Here is a 21,947-nt window from a genome sequence, read left to right as displayed (position 1 = left end):
GCAGGCAACTGGCAGGATGCTCGCCAACGTGATCTCTGCGGGCCTGGGGTAACCTGGGCCCGTTATTGCTAATGGACTTGCTCATGTCGCGCCGAAACGTCGATCTTCCTCCCCTCAATTGCTTGCAGACCTTCGAAGCGGCCGCCCGCCATTTGAGCTTTACCCAGGCGGCCCACGAACTGAATTTGACCCAAAGTGCGGTCAGCCGGCAGGTCAAACGTCTCGAAGAAGACCTGGCCCGTCCACTGTTTTATCGGCTGGCCCAGGGCTTGAGCCTGACACCCGCTGGGGTGCGTTATTTCCGTACCGTCCAACGCCTGTTGCGCGAGCTTGATCGCGAGTCCGCCGAGTTGCGCAGGCGCGGTGCCGATCGCCAGTTGACCCTGGCCAGCACGCCCACCATCAGTTCCATCTGGCTGGCCGGTCTGTTGCCGCAGTTCCAGCACGACCACCCGGACCTGGATATCCGCATCCTGTGCAGCGAAAGCCCCAGCCACCTGGATGTCAGCGAATATGACCTGGGCCTGTTCTATCACCTGGATGAATTGGCCGCGCCCCACGGCCTGGAACTGTCGCCGGTGTTCGACAGCGAGCAGGTCATCACCGTGTGCAGCCCTGGTTACCTTGAGCGTCACGGCCCGATTCGCGACCTGCACCACTTGCTGCACGCTCACACCTTGTTGATCGTCGAGGACCACCACCACGACTGGTTGACCTGGGCCGACTGGTTCACTGATGCCGGCGCCGACTACTACACCCCGCGTCATGCCTTGCGGACCAACAGCTATCAACTGTTGATGCAATCGGCGGTGATGGGGCATGGCGTCGCTTTGGGCTGGAAGCGCTTGCTGGAAAGCGACTTGGAGTCCGGCCGTCTGCAAATGGCCTTGCCCCACAGCATGCACAGTCGCGGTCGCCTGCACCTGATGCAACCGCACCACCGCAACCCGCCGGCGGCGGTGCGTAGTTTTCGTCAGTGGTTGCAGGCTCGAACGGCAGAGGCAGCACAGGCCGGATAAGCGTCAGTGCTGGCCGGTTTTTTTCTTTTTGGTCTGGCGTGTCGCCAGGTGTTCGAAGCAAAAAGAAGCGGTGCCGAACACGGCGATCAGGGTCAGTACGATCATGCCGAGGGTTGAGCTTTCCACGATGACTTCCTACGGGTGTTGGGGTAGGTGCTCAAGGTAGAGGCGAGGTGAAAACGGCTCAATAGACCCGACGCAATCCTTACGCCGTCGGGTCCATTGTTACGCATTCTTTACGGGGCGTTGCGGCTGTGGCGGTAATCGCTGACCGCCTCATACACGGCCTTGCGCAAGCGGTTGATACCGCCGATGGGACGGTGCTCCGCTACACCAAACCAAGGGTTGAACGACTGGTTGTCGCACGCCAGGTTCTGCTCGGGGGTGTCGAAATCCTGCGCCGGGATGCGTACCTTGGCCACGGTTTCATAGGGCGCATCACTCTCCTTCCATTCGATGCTGGTGTCTTCGATCGGCATGAATTTTTGTGGGTTCTGCCGCTGGATCTGCAGCACGAAACACGCAGGCTTGCGGTCGGTGGACAGCTGCTGGCTCAGGGCGCTGCGCAGGAAGTTTGGCAGGTCCTGGTTTTGCTTGGGCAACACATACTCCGGGCAACTTTGCGGGTCGGGCGCGACACGGAACTTGGCGTTGACCGCACCGAACTTGTAGGGCGACACTGAAAAGTACGTGGCTTGCGTCGGGCTGGCCGGTGCCGGCGCCAGGGTCGCCAGGGCGATAAACAGATGTCGCACCTGCCAGGTCCTTGGGTCGACCTTGGGGAAGAACGCCAGGACTTTCTTGCCGTCCGCTTGCGCGCCGATGTTCTGCGCGTACTCCGCCACATCGCTGACAAAGAAGTTCGGATGGCTGAACATCACGAAGTCCTGTTCCGTGCGCGCCTGTTGGTCGGCCAGCAGTTGCTTGCCCGGCACATCCAGCAGCTTGAGCGCCATGCCCCGCGCATCACGGATACTGTCGAACTGCGGGTAGGCGTTGCCGTTGGACAGTCGCATCATCGCCTGCCAGGTCTTGCCTGGCTCGGTGAATACGCCCTGGCGCAGCGCTGGGTCGAGGTCGGCCAACACGCTGACTTCGGCCTTCACGCACCCATGGGCCTTGGCATGGGCATCGCGCAGGTAGCGCGTGCCTTCACGGTGCTGGTCAACGATGCGCACCGCCGTCTGGATGATGCCTTGGGTCATCGCCGCCTCACCGGACGGAATTTGCTCGTTCGGTGACACCGGGCCGCTGTGCTGCCAGGCGTACCAGGCACTGGCGCCCAGCCAACCGAGCAGGCCGAGGCCCACCAGCCACAGCAGGGTCTTGCCGAGGAACGCGCCGATGCGCAGCCACAGGCGGGCGAGCAGGGAAGGTCGGTCGTAGGGTGATCGAATCATCATGGCAGTTGTTGCTCCAGCGGGCCGCCCAGCACTTTGAGGTATTCCAGCAGCGCCCAGCGTTCCTGCGGCAGCAGGCCACGGCCGATTACGCCGTTGCCACGCTGGCCAGCGCGGAATTCGTGACCGCTGTTGTGGTTGCCGGTGATTTTGGTATCGAACACAAAGGCATTCTTGAACGCACCGGTCTCGAAGCCGAGGTGGCGCGGGTCGTAGTTGAATGTGCCTTTATAGAAGGTGGTGCTGCGCTCGTCCTGGGGCGAGAGCAACTGGTAGATCGTCGGCACCGAACCGTTATGCAGGAACGGCGGCGTCGCCCAAACGCCTGCCAATGGCCGCGCCTTGTAGGCACGCAACTCGCGCACACCGATGGGCAGGCCGTAACCGTCGAGGCGCGGGCGCTCGGCCGGGGTCACACCAGCGGCGCGGTAGGCATGTTCTTCGACGAAGGCGGTGACGTAGGCGAGGCCCTTGGCCACGGACATCTTTTTCAGGTCCAGTGGCTCGGTCGGCGTCGGGTGCAGCTCGACGTTGAGCTTGGCCAGTTCCGCCAGGTCCCATTGCAACGCGCTGAGGTCATAGCGCTGATCGGCGATGTTGCTGGCGGTGCCGGGGTCGGTGCCGATGTAGTCCACTGGCAGCATTTTCAGCTGTTGCACCGGGCGTCCGCCTTCCTGGATGACGCTGGGCACGTGGCAGCCGGCGCAGTTTTCGGCGAACAGTGCACGGCCTTGGGCGGCGAGCGGCTTGTCGATACTGCCGAACAGGTCCTCGGGCCAGGTCGGTGGCTTGAGGCGTTGCAGGGTTTCTTCGATCAGGTTGAGGTCGCGCACCCTTACGCTGGACGGGTAACGCGCATCGCCCTGAAGCGGCTGGCCGGCGGCGTCGAAAAAAGTAAGCGTCGCACCGACACCCAGGGCTTCACCGATATTGCGTGCCATGGGTTGCTGGGCCGAACCGTTCCACTGCACCCAATCGAACGTCCAGATATCCCACAGCTGCGGGTAGTCCACCGGTGCGTTGGCGACGCGATAGTTGTCCGCAGAAATGGCATCGCCAAAGCTGGCATTGGCGATACGGCCAAAGGCGTCCGTGCGGCCGGGGCCTTCTTCGGTGGGGTAGAGGCCGCGGTGGGTATCGTTCCAGGCCACCTTGAGGAACTTGTTCAGCGACTGCTTGAAGTCCTGGCGCAATTGCTTGTGCTCGGCGTCGTAGCGATCCCCCAGCACCTGCCGGGCGAAACGCTCGAACTTCCACGGGTTGTAATAGGTGGCGGCGAGGCTGGCAACCAGGGCCTGGCCAAAACTGCCGCCGCGCAAGGTTGGCACGCTGGACGGCAATACGTGCTGGGCGGAACCGCCATCGATACGCAGGGCCTGGTTTTTGTAACGCAGTTCGCCGGTGTGGCAGGCGGCGCAGGTGATATCCAGGTATTCGGCGTTGCTGTCGGCGTTTTTATGCCGGGCGAAACCCACTGGCAGGTTGCCGGGGTTTTGTGCGGTGGGCACTTGTTTGGGGTCGACCAGGAAACCGAAGCGCGCCAGATACGCCGGCGTAGCAAAACGCTGCTCGGAAAACGGCAATTCGAGGGCGGTGAACCAGTCGTAGTGCAGGCCTTTTACCTGGGTGCCCTGGGGCGTGAAGTAATAGGTCTGGCGGTCGGCGGCACTCCATTGGTCCTGGTAGTGCACCTGCTCCACGGGCACGTAGTCCGGCAGCTTGGGGTTGACGGTGTAATAGAGCACCACGGCCAGTACTAGGACCAAAATGGCGAATATCAGGAGTAAAACACGGGAAAAAATGCGCAAGATAACTATCCTTGTCGAGTTGTAGCGCTGTTATGCCACTACGGCACAAGTGCGGCAAGTGGCCATGAGCCCGGTAGTGGGCGGCCCCGCGATCCGTCGCGGGCCTCCATCATGAATGAAAATGCTTTTAAACACGTGAACTTATCAGAAGTTTCCCGCTCACATGCCGGTAGCCATTGGTCGTGGCCGCCTGATAAGCTCGCGACTTTATTCGAATGCCCTTTTGGCGCATGAACAAGGAAATAGCATGAAACAGCATCGGTTGGCGGCGGCGGTGGCCCTGGTTAGCCTGGTACTTGCGGGTTGTGATTCGCAGACCAGCGTAGAGCTGAAAACCCCGGCGCAGAAAGCTTCCTACGGCATCGGCCTGAACATGGGCAAGAGCCTTGCCCAAGAAGGCATGGATGACCTGGACTCCAAAGCAGTAGCCCAAGGCATCGAAGATGCCGTCGGCAAGAAAGAGCAAAAGCTCAAAGACGACGAGCTGGTTGAAGCGTTTGCCGCACTGCAGAAGCGTGCTGAAGAACGCATGACCAAAATGAGCGAAGAGTCGGCAGCCGCCGGCAAGAAATTCCTCGAAGACAACGCCAAGAAAGACGGCGTAGTCACCACCGCTTCCGGTCTGCAGTACAAGATCGTCAAGAAAGCCGACGGCGCCCAGCCTAAGCCGACTGACGTGGTGACTGTGCACTACACCGGCAAACTCACCAACGGTACTACCTTTGACAGCTCCGTGGATCGCGGTAGCCCGATTGACCTGCCTGTCAGCGGCGTGATCCCAGGTTGGGTCGAAGGCCTGCAACTGATGCACGTCGGCGAGAAGGTCGAGCTGTACATTCCTTCCGACCTGGCCTACGGCGCACAAAGCCCAAGCCCAGCGATCCCAGCCAACTCCGTGCTGGTGTTCGACCTGGAACTGCTGGCCATCAAGGACCCAGCCAAGGCTGACGCTCCTGCTGCACCGGCTGCCAAGAAGTAACAGGCGCCTGAACACACAACGCCCCGTCTCGACGGGGCGTTGTTGTTTCTGGGAGGTGCACATTTCTAAATGTGGGAGCTGGCTTGCCTGCGATAGCGGTGGATCAGCCAGCCCCTCTATGACTAAAACGCCGCAATCGCAGGCAAGCCAGCTCCCACATTGAAGCCAGTGCAGATCCAAACGAACGTCTGTGGCAGGTAGCAGTCTGATATAAGACTCGAGTACGGGTAGCCGCACATCAATGCCAAGTCAATGAAATCTTGGGTTTTTTTTCAGTGCGCAAAAAACGCCCGATCTGACTGCAAGCCTTGTAGTACGTGGCTTTCAGCGCAGAAAATAGGCTCTGTTCACAAGGTTATCCACAATTTGTGTGGATAACCTTTTATGTCGCCTGGAACTGGAGTGACCGATGAAACCACCCTTCAATTTCACCCGATTCCTGCCCATGGCTGCACGTCTCCTGGGCCGTGGCCGCTTGCCGACACTGCTGTTCGCCGTCGCTGCCAAGGGCTCCAGCCAGGGTAATCGACTGGGCAAGCTCAAGGATGACCTCAAGTTGCTCCAGGCCTTGTGCCTGGCTTACTGGCGCGGCGAGTACCGGGCGATCAGTCCCAAGGCACTGATCTCGGTGGTGGCAGGCTTGATGTACTTCCTTAGCCCGATTGATGCGATCCCGGACTTTATCCCCATGTTTGGCATGCTGGACGACATTGCCGTGCTGGCATGGGTCATGAAGACCCTGGACGGCGAACTGAGCGCTTTTCGCGCCTGGCGCGACGCCCAGCGTCCGGAAAAGCTTGCCGTGGTTGAGCGCCTACCTGCGACGCCCGCGCTGCTGTCCAAGGAAAGACCGCAAAAAAACGGATGATGTGACTATCCCCCTGCGACCTTTGTGGCTGTTAGGATTACACTCCTAAGGAAAGAGCTTACTCAGTAAGTGTTGTTATCCTACGGGGCGGTCATGGATATTCAGATAATTTCACGCAATGGCGAACCCGAATACGCGGTGTTGCCATGGGACCAGTACCAGGCGCTGCTAAAAGCTGCCGGTCAGCAACAGCCAACGCTACCTCCTCTTTCATCGACTGCCCAAGCTGCCCCTGATCAGGACCTGCGCCCGCTCGCAGCCCTGCGCGGCTTGCGCGAAGCCAAAGGCCTGGCTATCGAGACCCTGGCCCGCACCGTGGGTATCAGCCCCTCGTATCTTGGATTGATTGAAAGTGGTGAACGCCAGCCGGATGCCGCGATCCGCCGCAGCCTGGCCTGGGAATTGGGCGTTGCAGGTTGGAGGGATGAATCTTGAGCCTACGTATCAGCCGTCAACACTGGGATGGGTTACTCAACGAACTGGACCAGGCGCGCCGCCAGCGCCATCTGCTGACCTACCGCGCGCTGCTGGAGCGCCTGCAATTCCCTACACCGGCCATGCAAACCCTGGCCGCCGCCCTGGAACACCTGGCGGCGCTGGACGCCAAGGCCGAGCAGCCGCTGCGCAGCTCGCTGGTGATCAGTCAGGGCGCCAGTCGCCTGCCGCGTACCGGTTTCTTTGAATGTGTCGAGCGCTTGGGCCGCTTCAGCGGGCCGTCCGATGGTGTGGCCGCGGCCTCCTGGCACGCCTCCGAAGTGGTGCGGGTGTTCGAATACGAATACCCGGAATCCGCAGAGGCCTAAAGCGCTTGGGGCAGCGCGTCCATGCTGTCGATCACATGGATGCTATAGCCGGCCATGTCCTTGGCATGGTGCTTGGCCTGCGAGGCCAGCTCCGCCAACTGGCTGGCATCGAGTTGTCCACAGGCCTGTGGATACAAATGCACCACGCCGATGGACAGTGACAGCAGCGCAAACTCCTGGCGCACGCCCTGGCGGTTGAGCGCCACGAAACAACCTGCTTCAAGGTGTTCGGCACGGTAGAAGCGCCGGCATTGGGTGTGGAAGTCATCCAGCAGCTGATTAAGGCGTTTGCGCCAATCCTGCGGGCCCAGCACCAGCAAAAAGTCGTCGCCGCCGATATGCCCGACAAAATCGCGGCTGGGGTCCACGCGGTCATTCAAGCACTGCGCCAGGCACAACAACACCTCATCCCCACGCCCATAGCCGTAGATATCGTTGAATGGCTTGAAACTGTCGATATCCACGTAGCAGATCACCGATTCACGCTGTTGCTGCAACAGGCGCGTCAGGCACTGCTGGATCGGCACGTTGCCGGGTAGCAGGGTCAGCGGGTTGGCGTAGCGCGCTTGTTGGATCTTCAATTCGGTGATCAGCTTGAGCACATCGATCACCCGGCCGAGGCCCAGATAATCGCCATTGAGCGTGATGATGAAGTCTTCTTCGATGCGTTGCCGCGCGCGGCTGGTGAGCAAACGGCTGACTTGTTGCAGGGACTGGGTCAGCTCCACTGCCAGAAAGTCGGTGCTCATCAAGCGACTGATGGGCTTGCGCGCAAACAGGTCCGTGGCGAAGGGTTTCAGCAGCGCATCCGACAGTGAATGCCGGTGGACGATACCGATCGGGTGCCCACGCCCATCCAGCACCGCCAGGGAATTGAGGTTGGCCTGGCGCCGGAACGCTTCCAGCACCTGGGCGGTGGCGGTGTCCTGATCCACCGCAGGCTGTTCGCTGAGTAAGGCGCTCAGGTCGCTGCCTTCGTCGTTCAGCGCCACGTTGGCGCTGTCAGGCTTGGGCAGCATCAGGCGCGCTTCCTGCGGCGGCTGCTCCTGCGGGCGGCAGAGCAGGTAACCTTGGACCAGGTCCACGCCCATCTCCGTCAGTACCGCCAACTCTTCAGGCAACTCGATCCCTTCGGCAATCACTTGGGCACGCGACGCCTTGGCGATTTGCAGGATGGAGCCGACAAATTCCCGTTTGAGCGCGTCCTGATGGATGCCGTCGATGAAGTGTCGGTCGATCTTCACATAATCCGGGCGCAACTCCGACCATAGGCGCAGGCTGGAATAACCGGCGCCCAAGTCATCCAGGGCAATTGAGAATCCCATGTTGCGGTAGTGGTGCAGGGCCGTTTGCAGCAGGTCGATATCGTTGGTGGGGGTTTGCTCAGTGAGTTCGATCACCACTTGGCTGGGTGGGATGCCGAAGTCACGCAGCAATTGCAGGGTACGCCCCGGTTGATGCGCGGTTTCCATCAGGGATTGTGGCGAGACGTTGAGGAACAGCTTGCCCGGCAGCTTCTGTTCACTGAAGCGTCGGCACGCGCTTTCGCGGCAGGCGATCTCCAGCTCACTGAGTCGCCCCGCCTGGCTGGCCACCGAGAAGAGGGCGATGGGGGAGTGCAACGGGCTGTTGGAAGGACCACGACTGAGGGCTTCATAGCCGAGAATGCGCCTTTCAGACAGGCTGATGATCGGTTGGAACAGGCTGTGCAAACTGCCTTGAGCCAGGATAACGCCCAATGCATTCAGCTGTTCGGTCATGGTCATGGCGATCTCGATCGAAAAAAAAGGACCGCAGGCTGGAAACCTGCGGTCCTTCATTTCACGACAGAATGATGTCTATATGATGACACTCTGCTGAGCGATCACATTAAATCGCCATCATTTATTGCTTGGCCACCTGCTTAGTGATCTTCAGGTAGTCCAGCAGGATCCGGCCCGTCTCGGCCAGGTAGGCGTCGTCTTCCGGCTTGGTTTTATCCGCTTCGGTCGGCAACGCATCTTCGTCTTCTTTCTTCAGCTCCTTGAGTGGATCTTCACCCTTGGCCTTGCGGCGGATGTTTTCCAGTGCAAGTTGCTTGTTTTCGATGTCGGTGTGCTGCGCGCGGCGGTCCACTTCGTTGAGGCTGACGGTTTTTTCTTCCATCAGCTTCTTGGCCAGGGCCAGCTTGTCGCGGATGAACACGAACTCGGCATCCTTGGCGGAGCGGGTGTCGTGGTCAGCCTTCAACTGCGCCAGGAATGGCTTGAACGGATCCGAAGCGGGCTTGATCGCCGGGCGGATGGTGTCCCACGGCATGGCTTCCGGCAGGGCGCTTTCGCCGATTTCCTTGGTGTCGATGATCGACGGGAAATCGATGTCCGGCAGTACGCCCTGGTGCTGGGTGCTCTGCCCGGAAACCCGGTAGAACTTGGCCAGCGTCAGTTTCAGTTCGCCATGGTTCAGCGGCTGGATGGTCTGCACGGTGCCTTTGCCGAAGGTCTGGCCGCCGATGATCAGGGCGCGGTGGTAGTCCTGCATGGCGCCGGCGAAAATCTCCGAAGCCGAGGCCGAGAGGCGGTTGACCAGCAGCGCCATCGGGCCTTTGTAGAAGGCGCCCGGGTTCTCGTCTTCCAGCACATCCACACGGCCGTCAGCGTTGCGCACCAACACGGTCGGGCCCTTGTCGATGAACAGGCTGGTCAGCTCCGTGGCCTCCTGCAGGGAACCGCCGCCGTTGTTGCGCAGGTCGATCACTACGCCGTCGACTTTTTCCTTCTGCAGTTCTGTCAGGATTTTCTTAACGTCGCGGGTGGTGGACTTGTAGTCCGGATCGCCCGCACGGAACGCCTTGAAGTCCAGGTAGAAGGCCGGGATTTCAATCACGCCCAGCTTGTAGTCCTTGCCATCCTGCTTGAGGTTGAGGACTTTCTTCTGCACGGCCTGGTCTTCGAGCTTCACCGCTTCACGGGTGATGGACACGATCTTGCTGGTCTGGTCGTTCGGTGCATTGGTGTGCGGAATCACTTCCAGGCGCACCACGCTGCCTTTCGGCCCACGGATCAGCTTGACCACTTCGTCCAGGCGCCAGCCGACCACGTCGACCATTTCTTTGTCGGCCTGGGCAACACCGATGATCTTGTCGGCCGGAGCCACTTGCTTGGTCTTGTCTGCCGGACCTGCCGGCACCAGGCGCACGATCTTGACCTGGTCATTGTCGCTTTGCAGGACGGCACCGATGCCCTCCAGCGACAGACTCATGTTGATATCAAAGTTTTCCGCGTTATCTGGCGACAGATAATTGGTGTGCGGATCGTAGGACATCGCGAAGGTGTTGATGTAGGCCTGGAAGATATCTTCGGCACGGGTCTGGTCCAGACGTGCCAGCTGATTCTTGTAGCGCTTGGTCAGCAGCTCCTGGATGGCCTTAGGCTCTTTGCCGGCGATCTTCAGGCGCAGCACCTCGTCCTTGACGCGTTTGCGCCACAGGTCATCGAGGGCGGCGGTGCTGGTCAGCCAAGGCGCGTCCTTACGGTCGACCAGCAGGCTTTCCTTCTGGGTGAAGTCGAGCTTGTCGACGCCTTTGTCCAGCTCACCCAGGGCGAAGTCCAGACGCGCTTTGACGCGGTCCAGGTAACGCTTGTAGATGGTGAAGCCGGGTTGCAGGTCGCCGCTCTTGAGGAAGTCGTCGAACTGCGTCTTCCACTTGTCGAACTCGGCGATATCACTGGCCAGGAAGTAGCTGCGCGACGGGTCCAGCAGCTTGAGGTAGCTGTCATAGATGATCACCGAGCGCGCGTCGTCCAGCGGCGGCTTGCTGTAGTGATGGCGCTTGAGCAGTTCGACGACGTTAAGGCTGGCAATCACCTCATCGCGATCCGGCTGAAGGTTGTCCCAGCTGTTGGCTGCGAACGTATTGGTCGATGTCGACGCGAAGCCGAGACCAATGAAAAGAGCGAGGGCGGTGCTGGGGAACAAATGCTTCATGCTGATTCGACGCGGGGGCAATTGATAACGCATATTAGGCCGTCTTTGAGGGAGCCGGTTCCATATGGTCCGGTCGCATAATGCAAAAAGCCCGGCGATACAGCTACGGGCTCAGTCCAGACTCACTATGGAGGCACTGTGAAAGCATTGCAAGGCGTTGACGGTCATGTGGAGTGGTTGGAAGAACCCAGTCCTACCTGCGATGTAGGGCAAGTTCGCATTCGCGTGGCGGCAGCGGGCCTCAATCGCGCCGATTTATTACAGCGCGCCGGGCTTTATCCGCCGCCGCCGGGCGCGAGCCAGGTGTTGGGCCTGGAGTGTTCCGGGGTGATCAGCGAAGTGGGGTCGGGCTCATCCTGGCAGGTTGGCGACCGTGTCTGCGCGCTGTTGGCCGGCGGTGGCATGGCTGAAGAAGTGGTGGTGGATGCGCGTCATGTATTGCCGGTGCCAGAAGGTTTGTCGCTGACCGAAGCGGCGGCATTGCCTGAGGTGTACAGCACTGCGTGGCTCAACCTGTTCCAACTGGCCGGTCTCAGGCCTGGCGAAAAGGTGTTGCTGCATGCCGGCGCCAGTGGTGTGGGCTCGGCGGCGATCCAGCTGTGCAAGGCGTTCGGCAGCCCGTGCTGGGTCAGCGTCGGCTCGGCGGAGCGCCTGGCCTATTGCGAAGAACTCGGCGCCCAGGGCGGCGTGGTGCGCACCGATGGCCTCGAAGGGTTGCGGGATTTCGGGCCGTTTGATGTGATCCTCGACCCGGTCGGTGGCAACTATGCGGCGCTGGACCTGAAGCTGCTGGCCCTGGATGGGCGCTGGGTATTGATCGGCTTGATGGGTGGCCGTGAGGCGCAGTTGGACTTGGCGCAGGTACTGGGCAAGCGTATCCAGTTGTTGGGCTCGACCCTGCGCAGCCGCAGTGATCAGTTCAAGGCCGACCTGTTCAGTGACTTGAGCCAGCATGTGTGGCCGTTGTTTGTTGAAGGGCGGCTGAGCCCGCAACTGGCCAAGACCTTCCCGATCAAGGATGCCGAGGCGGCGTTTGCCGAGCTGGCGACCAACCAGATTTCCGGGAAGTTAGTGTTGGTGATCGACGAATCTTTGGCCTGAATTGCAACGCGATCAAAACTGTAGGAGCCGGCTTGCCAGCGATGGCGGTGTATCGATGAAGAATGTTTCATCTGACACACCGCCATCGCTGGCAAGCCGGCTCCTACAGGGAGTGGTGTGTCAGGTCCAATCGTGGATTGGCCAGCCAGCTTTTTCGGCGTGCTCGCGCAATACCGGGTCCGGGTTCACCACCTGCGGATGATCCACCTTCAACAGCAACGGCAAATCATTGCGCGAATCCGAATAGAAATACGCGCCCTCCAGCGTTTCACCTTCCTTTTCCAACCATTCCAGCAACCGAGTGATCTTGCCCTCGCGATAGGTCAGCACACCCACGGTGCGCCCGCTGTACACGCCATGGCTGACATCCAATTCAATACCCAGCACTTCATCAATCCCGATCCGCGCCGCAATCGGCGTGACCAGGTGCGTGCCCGACGCCGAGATCACCAGAATCCGATCACCCTTCGCGCGGTGACGGGCGATGGTCTTGGTGGCGTCGCTGTAGATCAGCGGCTCGATCACGTCCTCGACCCACGGCTCCACCAGATGCTCGATTTCCTCCGGCGTGCGGCCGATCATCGGCTCCAGGCTGAAGTCCATGAAGTCTTCCATCTTCAGTTTGCCCTGGCTGTAGGCGTCCATCAGTTCGTGGTTCTTGCGCATGAACGATTCAGGGTCGACCCAGCCCAGGCGGCCCATCTGCTCGCTCCACAGGGTGGCGCAGTCGCCGTGGATGAGGGTGTCGTCCAGATCAAAAATTACCAATGCCATCGGTCATGCTCTCTCAATCAATCGTTGCATCAGGCTACTTCACACAGGGCGCTTGGGTCGATGGAAAGTGCCAGGCGTTGTCCGTCCGGGTGCAGGTCGTCGGCCGAGCGGTTGAGCACATCCACCACCAGTTCCACGCCGCGCGCTTCGATGCGGTAGCGAATCACGTTGCCCAACAGGCTGTGGCTGCGCACCAGGGCATCCAGTTCGCCGTCGCGGCTCAGTTCGATGGCCTCCGGGCGAATGGCGATGCGGCTGTTGATCGGGCGTTGCAGCAACTGGGTGGCCTTGTCGGCGTCCAGCAGGTTGTAGTTGCCGATGAAACCGGCGGCGAACACATCGACAGGCGCGGTATAGAGGGTTTCGGCATCGCCGCTCTGCACGATCTTGCCCTGGTTCATCAGGAAGATCCGGTCGGACATGGTCAGGGCTTCTTCCTGGTCATGGGTCACGAAGATGGTGGTCAGCCCCAGTTCGCGCTGGATCTGGCGGATCTGTTCACGCAGGTGCTTGCGAATGCGTGCATCCAGCGCCGACAGCGGCTCATCCAGCAACAACAGGCGCGGGCGGGTGACCAGGGAGCGGGCGAGGGCGACGCGCTGGCACTGGCCGCCGGACATCTGGTGCGGGTAACGACCGGCCAGGTCCTTGAGTTCCACCAGTTGCAGCACTTCCTGCACGCGCTTGTGGCTGTCGTCGGCATTGACCTTCTGCATGCGCAGGCCGAAGGCGACGTTCTGCTCCACGGTCATGTTGGGGAACAGTGCATAGCTCTGGAACACCATGCCGATGTGACGTTTCTGCGGGCTCAACGGGACGATGTCCTGCCCATCCAGCAGGATTTTCCCACTGTCCACCGAGGTCAGGCCGGCGATGCAGCGCAGCAGCGTGGATTTGCCGCAACCGGACGGACCGAGCAGGGTGACGAACTCACCCTTGGCGATCTCGCAGTTGATATCACTGAACACCGGAGTGCCGGCGTAGCCTTTTTGCAGGTGTTGGACGCTGACGAAGCTCATTGGCTTTTGTCCTTGTTCAAGATATTGGCGGCCCAGGTCAGCACCAGCACAAAGAAGAAATAGGAAATCACGACGGCACTGGTGAAATGGCCGCTGCTGTTGCGCATGTTGTTCAGGTAGACCTGCAGGGTTTCGTAGCGGGTACCCACCAGAATGTTGGCGAACACGAACTCACCGAACAGGAACGAGAACGACAGCAGCAACGCCACCATCAAGCCTTTGCGCAGGTTCGGCAGCACCACCAGGATCGCCGCTTGCCAGGTGCTGGCGCCGAGCAGTTGTGACGCGTCCATCAGGTCGCGCAGGTTGATCGCCTGCAGGTTGTTGGTGATCGCCCGGTACATGAACGGCAGCGCCACGGTGAAGTAGCAACCGATCAGAATCCACGGCGTGCCGACCATCGCCATCGGCCCGGAGCCATACAGTTGCAGCAGGCCCACTGACGACACCACCGGTGGTACCGCGAAGGGCAGCAGGATCAGGATGTTCATCAGCGCATCGAGCTTGGGGAAGTGGTAATGCACCACAAACAGCAGCGGCAAAATCAGCACCACCGACAGGATCAGCGCGCCGACACACACCAGCAACGATTGCCCGAAGGCCATCAGGAAGCGCGGGTCGCTCCACAGCTGCACGTACCATTTCACCGTGAAGCCGGCGGGCAGGATGGTCGCCGACCAACTGCTGGCAATGGAGTAGACAAAGGTGCCTATCAACGGCAGTACCAGGATTGCAAACAGCAGCCACACCACCACCCGATGGTAGAGGGAGGCCGGGCCGGCTTCAGCGCGAGACATGGTAGCTCCTCTTGAGCAGCAGTTGATGGACCACGGTGACCACGGTCATCAGCGCCACCAGCACCACGGCCAGGGCGCTGGCCAAGTTCGGGTCGAGGGACACATCACCGGAGACCAGCCCGGCGATACGGATCGGCAGCACGTTGAAGTTACCAGTGGTCAAGGCGTACACCGTGGCATAGGCGCCCAAGGCGTTGGCCAACAGAATCACGAACGTACCGAGCAGGGCCGGGGTGAGCACGGGCAGGCCGATATGCCGCCAGAACTGCCAGCCATTCGCGCCGAGCAGTGCAGCCGACTCACGCCAGTCTTCGCGCAACGCATCGAAGGCCGGGTACAGCAGCAACACGCCCAGGGGAATCTGGAAGTAGGTATAGAGGATGATCAAGCCGGTCTTCGAATACAGATTGAAGTCCTGAATGATCCCCGCCTGCTTGAGCATGATCGTGATGCTGCCGTTGAAGCCCAGCAAAATGATGAACGCGAAGGCCAAGGGCACACCGGAAAAGTTGCTGGTCATGTTGGCGAAGGCGGTGACGAAATTGCGCAGCGGCGAATCCACCCGGCGCAACGAGTAGCTGCCCAGCGTGGCGATGATGATGCCGAAGATGCTGGAGTAGAAGCTGATTTCCAAACTGAACTGGATGGCTTGCAGGTAGAACTTCGAGCTGAAGATGCGTACGAAGTTTTCCACGCCCCAACCGGCTTCTTCAGTTTGCAGGCTGTTGATCAGCACCCACACCAGCGGGGCAATTTCAAACACGATAAAGAACAGCGCGAAGGGCACCAGGCACAGCAGCGCCAACCATTTGCCACGGATCATTTCAACAGCTCCCGGCAGACAGGTTTGTCGTGGGGCACGCCCAGCAACTCGCAGACGGTGCCGCAGAGGTCGGTCTGTTTCGGTGTGGCGTTGGGGTCGAGGCTGAAGGCATTGCCGAGAACGAACAGCGGCACTTCTCGCTCTTCCGGCAACAGGCCGTTATGGGAACGGTCGTTGTTCATACCGTGGTCGGCGGTCACCAGCACTTGGTAACCGGCGTCGAGCCAGACTTGCAGGTAGTCGGCCAGGATAATGTCGGCCGAGCGTGCGCTGTTGCGGTATTGCGGGGTGTCGAGGCCGTGCTTGTGGCCGGCGTCGTCGATGTTCATCGGGTGCACCACCAGGAAGTTCGGCGCGTGTTTGAGGCGCAGGCTCTCGGCGTCGGCAAACAGGTGGGAATCCGGGTAATGGTCATTCCAGTAGAAATGCCCGTGCTGGATCGCCAGTGACTTGTCGTCGGTATGACGGTCGCGGGCGGCGATGAAGGGCGTACGGTTGTACAACTCGCTGACCCAATGGTAAGCCGCCGCTGCCGTGGTCAGCCCGGCGTCGGTGGCGTAATGGAAAATGCTGCGCTGGTGGGACAGGCGCGAGACGTTGTTGTGCACGATGCCGCTCTGGATTGGAGGCACGCCGGTGAGGATGCATTCATACAGCGGGCGGGACAGGGCGGGCAGTTCACATTCCAGTTTGTAGAGGGCTGCGCGTCCTGCGCCGACGTAGGCCTGCAAGTGCCCCATGGCGTGTCGGGCAACCTCGAAGTTCAGGCCGTCGAGCACGACAAGGATGACAGTGTGCTTCATGGGGGCTGGGGCTCCGCGACAGTAGGTTTGACTCAATTTTTCTGACTTAACTGGGTCAAAATGTGGGAGCTGGCTTGCCTGCGATAGCGGTCTGACATTCACCATCTATGTCGACTGATACACCGCTATCGCAGGCAAGCCAGCTCCCACACTGACTGCATTTCAGACCTTTACTTCATCTCTACGATGACCTGCTCGTTCCACAACTGAGGCAGCTTCTTGGACGTGGCTTCCCAGGCATCCGCATCCTTGATCGGCTGCGGGTTGGCCTTGGTGTACTGCTCGCCCGGGATCAGGTTCTTGGCGATGTCGGCCGGCAGTTTCAGGTCGGTTTCAGCGCGAATCGGGCGCGCATTGCCTTTCGCCAGGTTGAGCTGGCCGGCGTCGCTGAAGATGTATTCGCGGGTCAGCTTGGCGGCGTTCGGGTGCTTGGCGTATTTGTTGATGATGGTGGTGTAGCCGGATTTCACCGAGCCGTCCGATGGGATCAACACCACGTAGTCATCCGGGTTGGCCATCTTGGCCTTGTAGCTCAGGCCGTTGAAGTCCCAGACCACGCCCACTTCGACTTCGCCTTTTTCCATGGTGGCGATGGTCGGGTTGGACAGCGAGAGACGGCCTTGCTGAGCGATCTTGGTGAAGAACAGCAGGCCGGGAGCGATGTTCTTTTCGTCGCCTTTATTGGCAATGGCCGCTGCCAGTACACCGTTGGCTGCTTGTGCCGCGGTGCTCACGTCGCCGATGGAGACCTTGTACTTGCCGTTCTGCAGGTCCGCCCAACTGGTTGGCACTTCAGAACCGTGCAGCAGCTTCTTGTTGACGATAAACGCGATGGTGCCGGTGTAGGCCAAGGCCCAATGACCGTCTTTGTCTTTAGCCCAATCCGGAACCTGGGCCCAGGTGGACGGTTTGTACGGTTGGGTGACTTCCTGCTTCACCGCGATCGGACCGAACGCTGCGCCCACGTCGCCGATGTCGGCGCTGGCGTTGTCTTTCTCAGCCTTGAACTTGGCGATTTCCTGGGCCGAGCTCATGTCGGTGTCGATGTGCTTGAGGCCGTAGGTCTTGGCCAGGTCTTCCCAGGTGCCTTTCCAGTTGGCCCAGTCATCGGGCATGCCGACGCTGTTTACAGCGCCTTCTGCCTTTGCGGCAGCTTCCAGGGTTTTTAGATCGGTATCAGCGGCCATGGCGGCGGTGCACATGGCAATGGTCGAGCCTAACAGTGATGCCAGGAAAAGCTGTTTCATCCGAAGCTCCTTTGGGCGTTTTCAACGCGGCGGTTTTTTCTGCTGTGTTGTTGGTCTAGGTCAGAGCAATACCTGAGCCAATCTAGACGCGATGGATGACAGTTTCATGTCGATGTCGTTTTCAAAGCGTAGATGTCGCTAAGTTCAGGATGAGCGTAGACCATGTCCAAGTGCCCGCATTGATTGGACTTGGCCGATGTATTGCAGGGTGTGCTGCGGGGGATCGACGCGGACTGTCATCTGTCGGTCATCTGCAATGCCTAGGCTGGCATGCAACCGTAACAGCCCAAATACAGCGCGGTTTATGCACCCGAACGGTGCTGGTCTAGTCCAGATAGGTAACGTTGATGCGTGATGAGGCAATCAAGGCGGTGACATCCATTGGCCTGGCGCTGCAAGAGCAGATCGACCACGGTTTGTTGCCGCCTGCCAGCAAACTACCCGCCGAACGCAAGCTCAGCGAGTTGTTTGGTACCACCCGGATTACCGTGCGGGAAGCCTTGTTACAACTGGAAGCCCAAGGCCAGATCTATCGCGAGGAGCGGCGCGGCTGGTTTGTTTCGCCGCCACGGCTGGCCTACAACCTGATGCAACGCAGCCACTTTCACGCGATGGTCAGCGACCAGGGGCGCGTGGCGTCCACCGAAGTGATTTCGGCGCGCTTGCAGCCGGCGTCGGCTGCGGTGTGTGCGTGGTTGCAGTTGCCGGCGCTGTCCAGTGTGATCCAGATCTGCCGGGGCCGGCGGATCGATGGGCGCTTGGTGCTGTATGTGGAGCACTACCTGAACCCGCAGTATTTTCCCGGGATCCTGGCGTGTGATTTGAATCAGTCGATGACTGAGCTGTATGCGCGCAAATACGATTTGCACTACGGGCGCGTGCGCTTTGAAATCGTGCCGACCTCACTGCCAGTGGAAGCCGCCGCCGCGTTGCGCGTGTCGGTGGGCAGCCCGGGCTTACGGATCGCCCGGGTCAATTATGACCAGCACCAGCGGTTGATCGATTGCGACCTGGAGTTCTGGCGGCATGATGCCATTCATGTCGGTGTGGATGTTACGGGGTCAGCGCCTTGATCACCTGATCCACATTGGTTTCCAGCTCTGTCACCGGCTCCGCACCGTCCACATTCAACACCAACAGCTTCGACCCCCCGGCGCTCACCGCCGCCTTGACCGCCTCACTCGGCTGCCGATGATGCAGCACCACCGCCACCTCGTTGTCCTTCAACTCGGCACTCAGTTTCTGCAACGCCTCAGGCGTCCAATCCGCGTCGGGCCGTGCATCGGTGCTGAGCACTTCCAGATTCAAACTGCTGACCAAGTACGCGAAGTGATCACTCAAGCTGACCACGCTCAGGTTATCCGCCTTGGCCAGTCGTGCTTCGCTGTCGGCGGTGAGCTTGAGCAGGCGCTGTTTGAGGGCGGCGAGGTTGGCGTCGATCTTCGGCTTGGCGGTGGGGGCGAGGCGGCTCAGGTCGGCGGCCAGCACATCGGCCATGCGTCCCATGTTGTTGCTCGATTGCCACGGCTGGCTGTTCAAACCATCGGTGACGCCCGGCTGCACCGCGATGCCAGGCAGACCGCCGTCCACCGGGCGTGCAGCATCGACTTCGACGATGCGGATATTGCTGCGCCGCGCCACCGGGTACAGCGGGTCGTCGGCCCACAGCGAACGCAGGCCGATGGCGGCGTCGGCATCCAGCGCCAACTTATTCAGGGCGGGGGCGCCACGGCCGGTGAAGTAGGACACTTGTCGCGAACCGGGCAGATTGGCCGGCGCGGCGCGTTCAAGCTGCACGTCGGTGCCTTTGAGCAGCACTTCAGCCAGGCCGTAGGTGATCGGCAACGAGGCCAACACTTTGACCGGCTTTGCCGCGTGGGCAGCCGGTTTGGTCGCTTCAGCCGCCATCAATGGCGTGGTGAACAGACAGGCGATGGCCAGGGCCAGAGGACGAAGAACAAAGCGCATTATCCAAGATTCCCTTTAAGGCTGGGCACCGTGCCGCGCGCGATGGCGGCCAGGGCGAAGGCGATACCGGCGACCAGGATGATCGCGGCGCCGGACGGCACGGGCAGGTCGAAGATGATCGGCAGCAGGATCCCGCACAGGGTGCTGATGGTGGCAATCGCGACGGAGATCCAGAAGAAGCCCTTGAGCGACTGGCTCAACAGGCGCGCCGCAGCGGCGGGAATCACCAGCAGCGCACCCACCAGGATCGCGCCGATGACCTTGACCGCCGCGACGGTGATCAGCGTCACCAGAATCACGAACAGGTAGTCCAGGGTCTTCACCGCTACACCGCGTACCGCCGCCAATTGCGGGTTGAAGCTGGCCAACATGATGCGGTTGTACAACGGCAGTGCCAGGGCCATCACCAACGAGCCGACCACCGCCAGCACCAGCAGGTCGTTGCCGTTGACCGTCAATACCGAGCCGAACAGTACGTTCTCGAGGATATGCACGTTGATCTTGCCGGCCAGGATCAGCAACAGGCTCGCACCCAGCGCCAGGGACACCGACAGGAACACGCCGATCAAGGTGTCCGGCGCCAGGCCGGTGCGGTTGCGCAGGTAGTTGAGCAGGATGCCGAACAGCAGGCAGTAGCCGAACAGCGCGCCATACGGGCCGGTGTAGGGTTCACCGAGCAGGATGCCCACCGCCACGCCGGTCAGCGCCGCATGGCCGACCGCTTCGGAGAAAAACGCGAAGCGCTTGACCACCACCAGAGTGCCCAGGCCGCCGAGTACCGGGCCGATCAGCAGACCGGCGAGCAGGGCGTTGACCACAAAACCGTAGGCCAGCGCCTCCGGCAGATAACCGGCAGAGGCCCAGCCCTGGACCATCAAGCGAAAGGCTTCATAACTCATTGCGCCGGGCTCCGAGGGTGGGTAGAGAACAGGGTCAGCAGGCGATCCGGGGTCAGCGCCTCTTTAGGCGTAGCGTCGAACAGCACGCGGCGGTTGAGGCCAGTGACGCGGTCGGCCAGGCGGCCCACAGCTTCCAGGTCATGTTCGATCCATAGCACGGTGATTCCCGCCAGGCGCCAGTCATTCAGCAGGCGCTCAAACACCTGGATACCGGCTTCATCAAGCGCCGACATCGGTTCATCCAGCACCAGCAGCTGCGGCGCCGGGATCAGTCCCTGGGCCAGCAACACGCGCTGGCGCTCACCGCCGGACAGCGCGCCCATGCGCCGCTTGCGTTTGTCTTGCATGCCGACGCGCTCCAGCGCATCGCCAATCGCGCCGGCGTAATGCTTGGACAGGCCCAGAAACGCCGGACGCCGTTGGCACATGGCCGCCATGAAATCATCCACGGTCATCGGCAAGCCCCGGTCGAACTCCAGGGCCTGGGGCACATAGCCAATAGTGCCGGGCGTGGCCGGCCAGTGCAGGCTCAACCGTCCCTGATGAGGTGTCTGGCCCAGCAGTGTCTTGATCAGCGAGCTTTTGCCGCCGCCGTTGGGGCCGACCAGCGCATGAATGCTGCCCGGCTGTACCTGGAAGCTCACGTCATCAAGGATCACGGTGCGACCGAGCGTCAGCGCAATCTGGTCGAACTCAAGTGTCGGGCCGACGCTGACTGCACTCAGTTGTTCCGCCGCCGTCATGACCCGGACTCCTGAATGGCTCGCACCACCGTGTTGAGGTTGCCGGTCATCTCGACTTCGTACTTCTCGGCGCTGTATTCGCCGTAGGAAATATGCGACAGCGGGTACAGTTTGACCCCGGACTCACGTTGGATGGTGTCGACGTAGGTGGACGGGAAATCCATCTCCGAGAAGATCACCTTCACGTCCAGGGCGCGCAGTTCATCGATGGTCTTCTTCAACTGACTCGGGCTTGGCTCGATGCCGTGGGCCGGTTCGACCACAGCGGTGACTTCCAGGCCGAACTCGCGCAGCAGGTAGTCATAGGCCGCGTGCACGGTGGCCACGCGCAGGTCCGGGTTGGGCGCGCTGGTCAACTTGGCGAGGGCATCAGCGCGCATCTGGCGCAGGCGCTTGCCGTAGGCGCGAGCGTTCTGGGTGTAGGTCTTGGCGTTGTCCGGGTCGAGCTTGCCCAATTCGCGGGCGATGTTGTTGACCTGGGCAATCGACGCACTGATCGACAGGAAGGTATGCGGGTTGACCACCTTGCCCGCGCCGCGCGCGGCGTTACCGGTGGCCGCCAGCAGCGGTACGTTGGCGTTGGCCTCGATCACCGGGATGTCCGGGCGTTCGCTGGTGGCGATCATGCGGTCGGCAAAATCATCATGGCCGACGCCGTTGAGCACAATCACGTCCAGGGTGCCGATGCGCTTGATGTCTTCGGCGCGTGGCTCGTAGGCATGCGGGTTGAAACCGGCCGGAATCAGCGGCACCACTTCGGCCTTGTCGCCGACGATATTCGCCACGTAGCTGTAATAAGGGTGCAGGGTGATACCGATACGCAGGCGTTTGGCAGCCTCGGCGTTAGCCAATGGAGCGAGCATCAGGCTGAACAGGCCAACCAGCAACAGGCGCAACAGGGGAGATGAAATAGACATGGGCAATCGGTCT

22 protein-coding genes are annotated in these 21,947 nt (G+C 60.8%); 7 read left to right on the top strand and 15 right to left on the bottom strand.

The features are described 5' to 3' along the window. Window positions 1–83 precede the first annotated feature (83 nt). A complete protein-coding gene (locus WH299_RS24095) occupies window positions 84–1,019 on the top strand; it encodes a LysR substrate-binding domain-containing protein (protein WP_339551487.1) in 936 nt (311 codons plus the stop codon). A 3-nt stretch (window positions 1,020–1,022) separates the two neighbouring features. Here WH299_RS24095 and WH299_RS24090 read toward each other — a convergent pair whose 3' ends face one another. From WH299_RS24090 to WH299_RS24080, 3 genes are all read right to left on the bottom strand, one after another. After that, window positions 1,023–1,145: a hypothetical protein gene (locus WH299_RS24090; protein ID WP_256348291.1), complete on the bottom strand. Its 123-nt coding sequence runs from the start codon at window positions 1,143–1,145 to the stop codon at window positions 1,023–1,025. 110 nt (window positions 1,146–1,255) lie between these two features. Beyond that, complete coding sequence (locus tag WH299_RS24085; RefSeq protein WP_339551485.1) at window positions 1,256–2,422, bottom strand: catalase family protein; 1,167 nt, start codon at window positions 2,420–2,422, stop codon at window positions 1,256–1,258. Beyond that, window positions 2,419–4,227 (bottom strand): di-heme-cytochrome C peroxidase, encoded by a 1,809-nt coding sequence (locus WH299_RS24080; protein WP_339551484.1) that lies wholly within the window; start codon window positions 4,225–4,227, stop codon window positions 2,419–2,421. Before WH299_RS24080 ends, WH299_RS24085 begins: the two co-directional genes overlap by 4 nt. A gap of 247 nt (window positions 4,228–4,474) precedes the next feature. On the opposite strand from WH299_RS24080, the gene WH299_RS24075 reads away from it, so the two are divergent. The 4 genes from WH299_RS24075 (at window position 4,475) to WH299_RS24060 (ending at window position 6,877) form a co-directional block, all read left to right on the top strand. Further along, window positions 4,475–5,206, top strand: a complete 732-nt coding sequence (locus tag WH299_RS24075; RefSeq protein ID WP_028615781.1) for an FKBP-type peptidyl-prolyl cis-trans isomerase — start codon at window positions 4,475–4,477, stop codon at window positions 5,204–5,206. A gap of 409 nt (window positions 5,207–5,615) precedes the next feature. Next, on the top strand, window positions 5,616–6,074 hold the full coding sequence (locus WH299_RS24070) for a YkvA family protein (protein ID WP_339551483.1): 459 nt from the start codon (window positions 5,616–5,618) through the stop codon (window positions 6,072–6,074). Between the two features lie 93 nt (window positions 6,075–6,167). Next, window positions 6,168–6,509, top strand: a complete 342-nt coding sequence (locus WH299_RS24065) for a helix-turn-helix domain-containing protein (RefSeq protein ID WP_028615783.1) — start codon at window positions 6,168–6,170, stop codon at window positions 6,507–6,509. After that, window positions 6,506–6,877, top strand: coding sequence for a hypothetical protein (locus tag WH299_RS24060; RefSeq protein ID WP_005786715.1), 372 nt, complete (start codon window positions 6,506–6,508; stop codon window positions 6,875–6,877). Before WH299_RS24065 ends, WH299_RS24060 begins: the two co-directional genes overlap by 4 nt. Here the strand turns inward: WH299_RS24060 and WH299_RS24055 are convergent. Further along, window positions 6,874–8,643 (bottom strand): bifunctional diguanylate cyclase/phosphodiesterase, encoded by a 1,770-nt coding sequence (locus WH299_RS24055; RefSeq protein ID WP_339551482.1) that lies wholly within the window; start codon window positions 8,641–8,643, stop codon window positions 6,874–6,876. The two genes, WH299_RS24060 and WH299_RS24055, sit on opposite strands and share 4 nt — an antisense overlap. Window positions 8,644–8,761: 118 nt before the next feature. After that, window positions 8,762–10,843, bottom strand: a complete 2,082-nt coding sequence (locus WH299_RS24050) for a carboxy terminal-processing peptidase (protein ID WP_185035885.1) — start codon at window positions 10,841–10,843, stop codon at window positions 8,762–8,764. Between the two features lie 138 nt (window positions 10,844–10,981). Between WH299_RS24050 and WH299_RS24045 the strand changes: the two genes are divergently transcribed. Beyond that, a complete protein-coding gene (locus WH299_RS24045) occupies window positions 10,982–11,944 on the top strand; it encodes a zinc-binding dehydrogenase (RefSeq protein WP_339551481.1) in 963 nt (320 codons plus the stop codon). A 120-nt stretch (window positions 11,945–12,064) separates the two neighbouring features. On the opposite strand, the gene WH299_RS24040 is transcribed toward WH299_RS24045, so the two are convergent. The 6 genes from WH299_RS24040 to WH299_RS24015 form a co-directional block, all read right to left on the bottom strand. Further along, window positions 12,065–12,718 carry an HAD family hydrolase gene (locus WH299_RS24040; protein ID WP_339551479.1) on the bottom strand — a complete coding sequence of 218 codons (654 nt, stop codon included), beginning with the start codon at window positions 12,716–12,718 and terminating at the stop codon, window positions 12,065–12,067. A 29-nt stretch (window positions 12,719–12,747) separates the two neighbouring features. After that, window positions 12,748–13,737, bottom strand: a complete 990-nt coding sequence (locus tag WH299_RS24035; RefSeq protein WP_016980251.1) for an ABC transporter ATP-binding protein — start codon at window positions 13,735–13,737, stop codon at window positions 12,748–12,750. After that, entirely contained in the window at window positions 13,734–14,534 is an 801-nt protein-coding gene (locus WH299_RS24030; protein WP_028615789.1) for an ABC transporter permease, read from the bottom strand. Before WH299_RS24030 ends, WH299_RS24035 begins: the two co-directional genes overlap by 4 nt. Continuing rightward, entirely contained in the window at window positions 14,521–15,357 is an 837-nt protein-coding gene (locus WH299_RS24025) for an ABC transporter permease (RefSeq protein WP_122725413.1), read from the bottom strand. Before WH299_RS24025 ends, WH299_RS24030 begins: the two co-directional genes overlap by 14 nt. Beyond that, entirely contained in the window at window positions 15,354–16,160 is an 807-nt protein-coding gene (locus WH299_RS24020; RefSeq protein WP_123476184.1) for an alkaline phosphatase family protein, read from the bottom strand. Before WH299_RS24020 ends, WH299_RS24025 begins: the two co-directional genes overlap by 4 nt. 170 nt (window positions 16,161–16,330) lie before the next feature. Then, window positions 16,331–17,407 (bottom strand): ABC transporter substrate-binding protein, encoded by a 1,077-nt coding sequence (locus WH299_RS24015; RefSeq protein ID WP_028615792.1) that lies wholly within the window; start codon window positions 17,405–17,407, stop codon window positions 16,331–16,333. Window positions 17,408–17,754: 347 nt separating this feature from the next. Between WH299_RS24015 and WH299_RS24010 the strand changes: the two genes are divergently transcribed. Continuing rightward, on the top strand, window positions 17,755–18,480 hold the full coding sequence (locus WH299_RS24010) for a UTRA domain-containing protein (RefSeq protein WP_038844847.1): 726 nt from the start codon (window positions 17,755–17,757) through the stop codon (window positions 18,478–18,480). On the opposite strand, the gene WH299_RS24005 is transcribed toward WH299_RS24010, so the two are convergent. From WH299_RS24005 to WH299_RS23990, 4 genes are read right to left on the bottom strand one after another with little or no spacing between them, the layout of a single operon-like run. After that, complete coding sequence (locus tag WH299_RS24005) at window positions 18,461–19,375, bottom strand: metal ABC transporter solute-binding protein, Zn/Mn family (protein ID WP_122725418.1); 915 nt, start codon at window positions 19,373–19,375, stop codon at window positions 18,461–18,463. The two genes, WH299_RS24010 and WH299_RS24005, sit on opposite strands and share 20 nt — an antisense overlap. After that, complete coding sequence (locus WH299_RS24000; protein ID WP_028615795.1) at window positions 19,375–20,274, bottom strand: metal ABC transporter permease; 900 nt, start codon at window positions 20,272–20,274, stop codon at window positions 19,375–19,377. The genes WH299_RS24005 and WH299_RS24000 overlap by 1 nt, the downstream gene beginning before the upstream one ends. Beyond that, on the bottom strand, window positions 20,271–21,017 hold the full coding sequence (locus tag WH299_RS23995) for a metal ABC transporter ATP-binding protein (RefSeq protein WP_122725421.1): 747 nt from the start codon (window positions 21,015–21,017) through the stop codon (window positions 20,271–20,273). The genes WH299_RS24000 and WH299_RS23995 overlap by 4 nt, the downstream gene beginning before the upstream one ends. Next, window positions 21,014–21,934: a metal ABC transporter substrate-binding protein gene (locus WH299_RS23990; RefSeq protein WP_016980243.1), complete on the bottom strand. Its 921-nt coding sequence runs from the start codon at window positions 21,932–21,934 to the stop codon at window positions 21,014–21,016. The genes WH299_RS23995 and WH299_RS23990 overlap by 4 nt, the downstream gene beginning before the upstream one ends. Window positions 21,935–21,947: the final 13 nt, after the last annotated feature.

The organism is Pseudomonas sp. MYb541, assembly GCF_037479595.1.
Taxonomy (GTDB): Bacteria; Pseudomonadota; Gammaproteobacteria; order Pseudomonadales; family Pseudomonadaceae; genus Aquipseudomonas; species Aquipseudomonas canadensis.
The sequence above is the reverse complement of the archived record's forward strand: the minus strand, read 5'-3'. Positions and strand labels throughout refer to the sequence as shown.

Excerpts from the sequence above, each read along its gene's own strand:
- WH299_RS24095 (WP_339551487.1), top strand. The coding sequence starts at position 84 with ATGTCGCGCCGAAACGTCGATCTTCCTCCCCTCAATTGCTTGCAGACC.
- WH299_RS24085 (WP_339551485.1), bottom strand. The coding sequence starts at position 2,422 with ATGATGATTCGATCACCCTACGACCGACCTTCCCTGCTCGCCCGCCTG.
- WH299_RS24075 (WP_028615781.1), top strand. The coding sequence starts at position 4,475 with ATGAAACAGCATCGGTTGGCGGCGGCGGTGGCCCTGGTTAGCCTGGTA.
- WH299_RS24070 (WP_339551483.1), top strand. The coding sequence starts at position 5,616 with ATGAAACCACCCTTCAATTTCACCCGATTCCTGCCCATGGCTGCACGT.
- WH299_RS24065 (WP_028615783.1), top strand. The coding sequence starts at position 6,168 with ATGGATATTCAGATAATTTCACGCAATGGCGAACCCGAATACGCGGTG.
- WH299_RS24055 (WP_339551482.1), bottom strand. The coding sequence starts at position 8,643 with ATGACCATGACCGAACAGCTGAATGCATTGGGCGTTATCCTGGCTCAA.
- WH299_RS24050 (WP_185035885.1), bottom strand. The coding sequence starts at position 10,843 with ATGAAGCATTTGTTCCCCAGCACCGCCCTCGCTCTTTTCATTGGTCTC.
- WH299_RS24040 (WP_339551479.1), bottom strand. The coding sequence starts at position 12,718 with ATGGCATTGGTAATTTTTGATCTGGACGACACCCTCATCCACGGCGAC.
- WH299_RS24035 (WP_016980251.1), bottom strand. The coding sequence starts at position 13,737 with ATGAGCTTCGTCAGCGTCCAACACCTGCAAAAAGGCTACGCCGGCACT.
- WH299_RS24030 (WP_028615789.1), bottom strand. The coding sequence starts at position 14,534 with ATGTCTCGCGCTGAAGCCGGCCCGGCCTCCCTCTACCATCGGGTGGTG.
- WH299_RS24025 (WP_122725413.1), bottom strand. The coding sequence starts at position 15,357 with ATGATCCGTGGCAAATGGTTGGCGCTGCTGTGCCTGGTGCCCTTCGCG.
- WH299_RS24020 (WP_123476184.1), bottom strand. The coding sequence starts at position 16,160 with ATGAAGCACACTGTCATCCTTGTCGTGCTCGACGGCCTGAACTTCGAG.
- WH299_RS24015 (WP_028615792.1), bottom strand. The coding sequence starts at position 17,407 with ATGAAACAGCTTTTCCTGGCATCACTGTTAGGCTCGACCATTGCCATG.
- WH299_RS24010 (WP_038844847.1), top strand. The coding sequence starts at position 17,755 with ATGCGTGATGAGGCAATCAAGGCGGTGACATCCATTGGCCTGGCGCTG.
- WH299_RS24005 (WP_122725418.1), bottom strand. The coding sequence starts at position 19,375 with ATGCGCTTTGTTCTTCGTCCTCTGGCCCTGGCCATCGCCTGTCTGTTC.
- WH299_RS24000 (WP_028615795.1), bottom strand. The coding sequence starts at position 20,274 with ATGAGTTATGAAGCCTTTCGCTTGATGGTCCAGGGCTGGGCCTCTGCC.
- WH299_RS23995 (WP_122725421.1), bottom strand. The coding sequence starts at position 21,017 with ATGACGGCGGCGGAACAACTGAGTGCAGTCAGCGTCGGCCCGACACTT.
- WH299_RS23990 (WP_016980243.1), bottom strand. The coding sequence starts at position 21,934 with ATGTCTATTTCATCTCCCCTGTTGCGCCTGTTGCTGGTTGGCCTGTTC.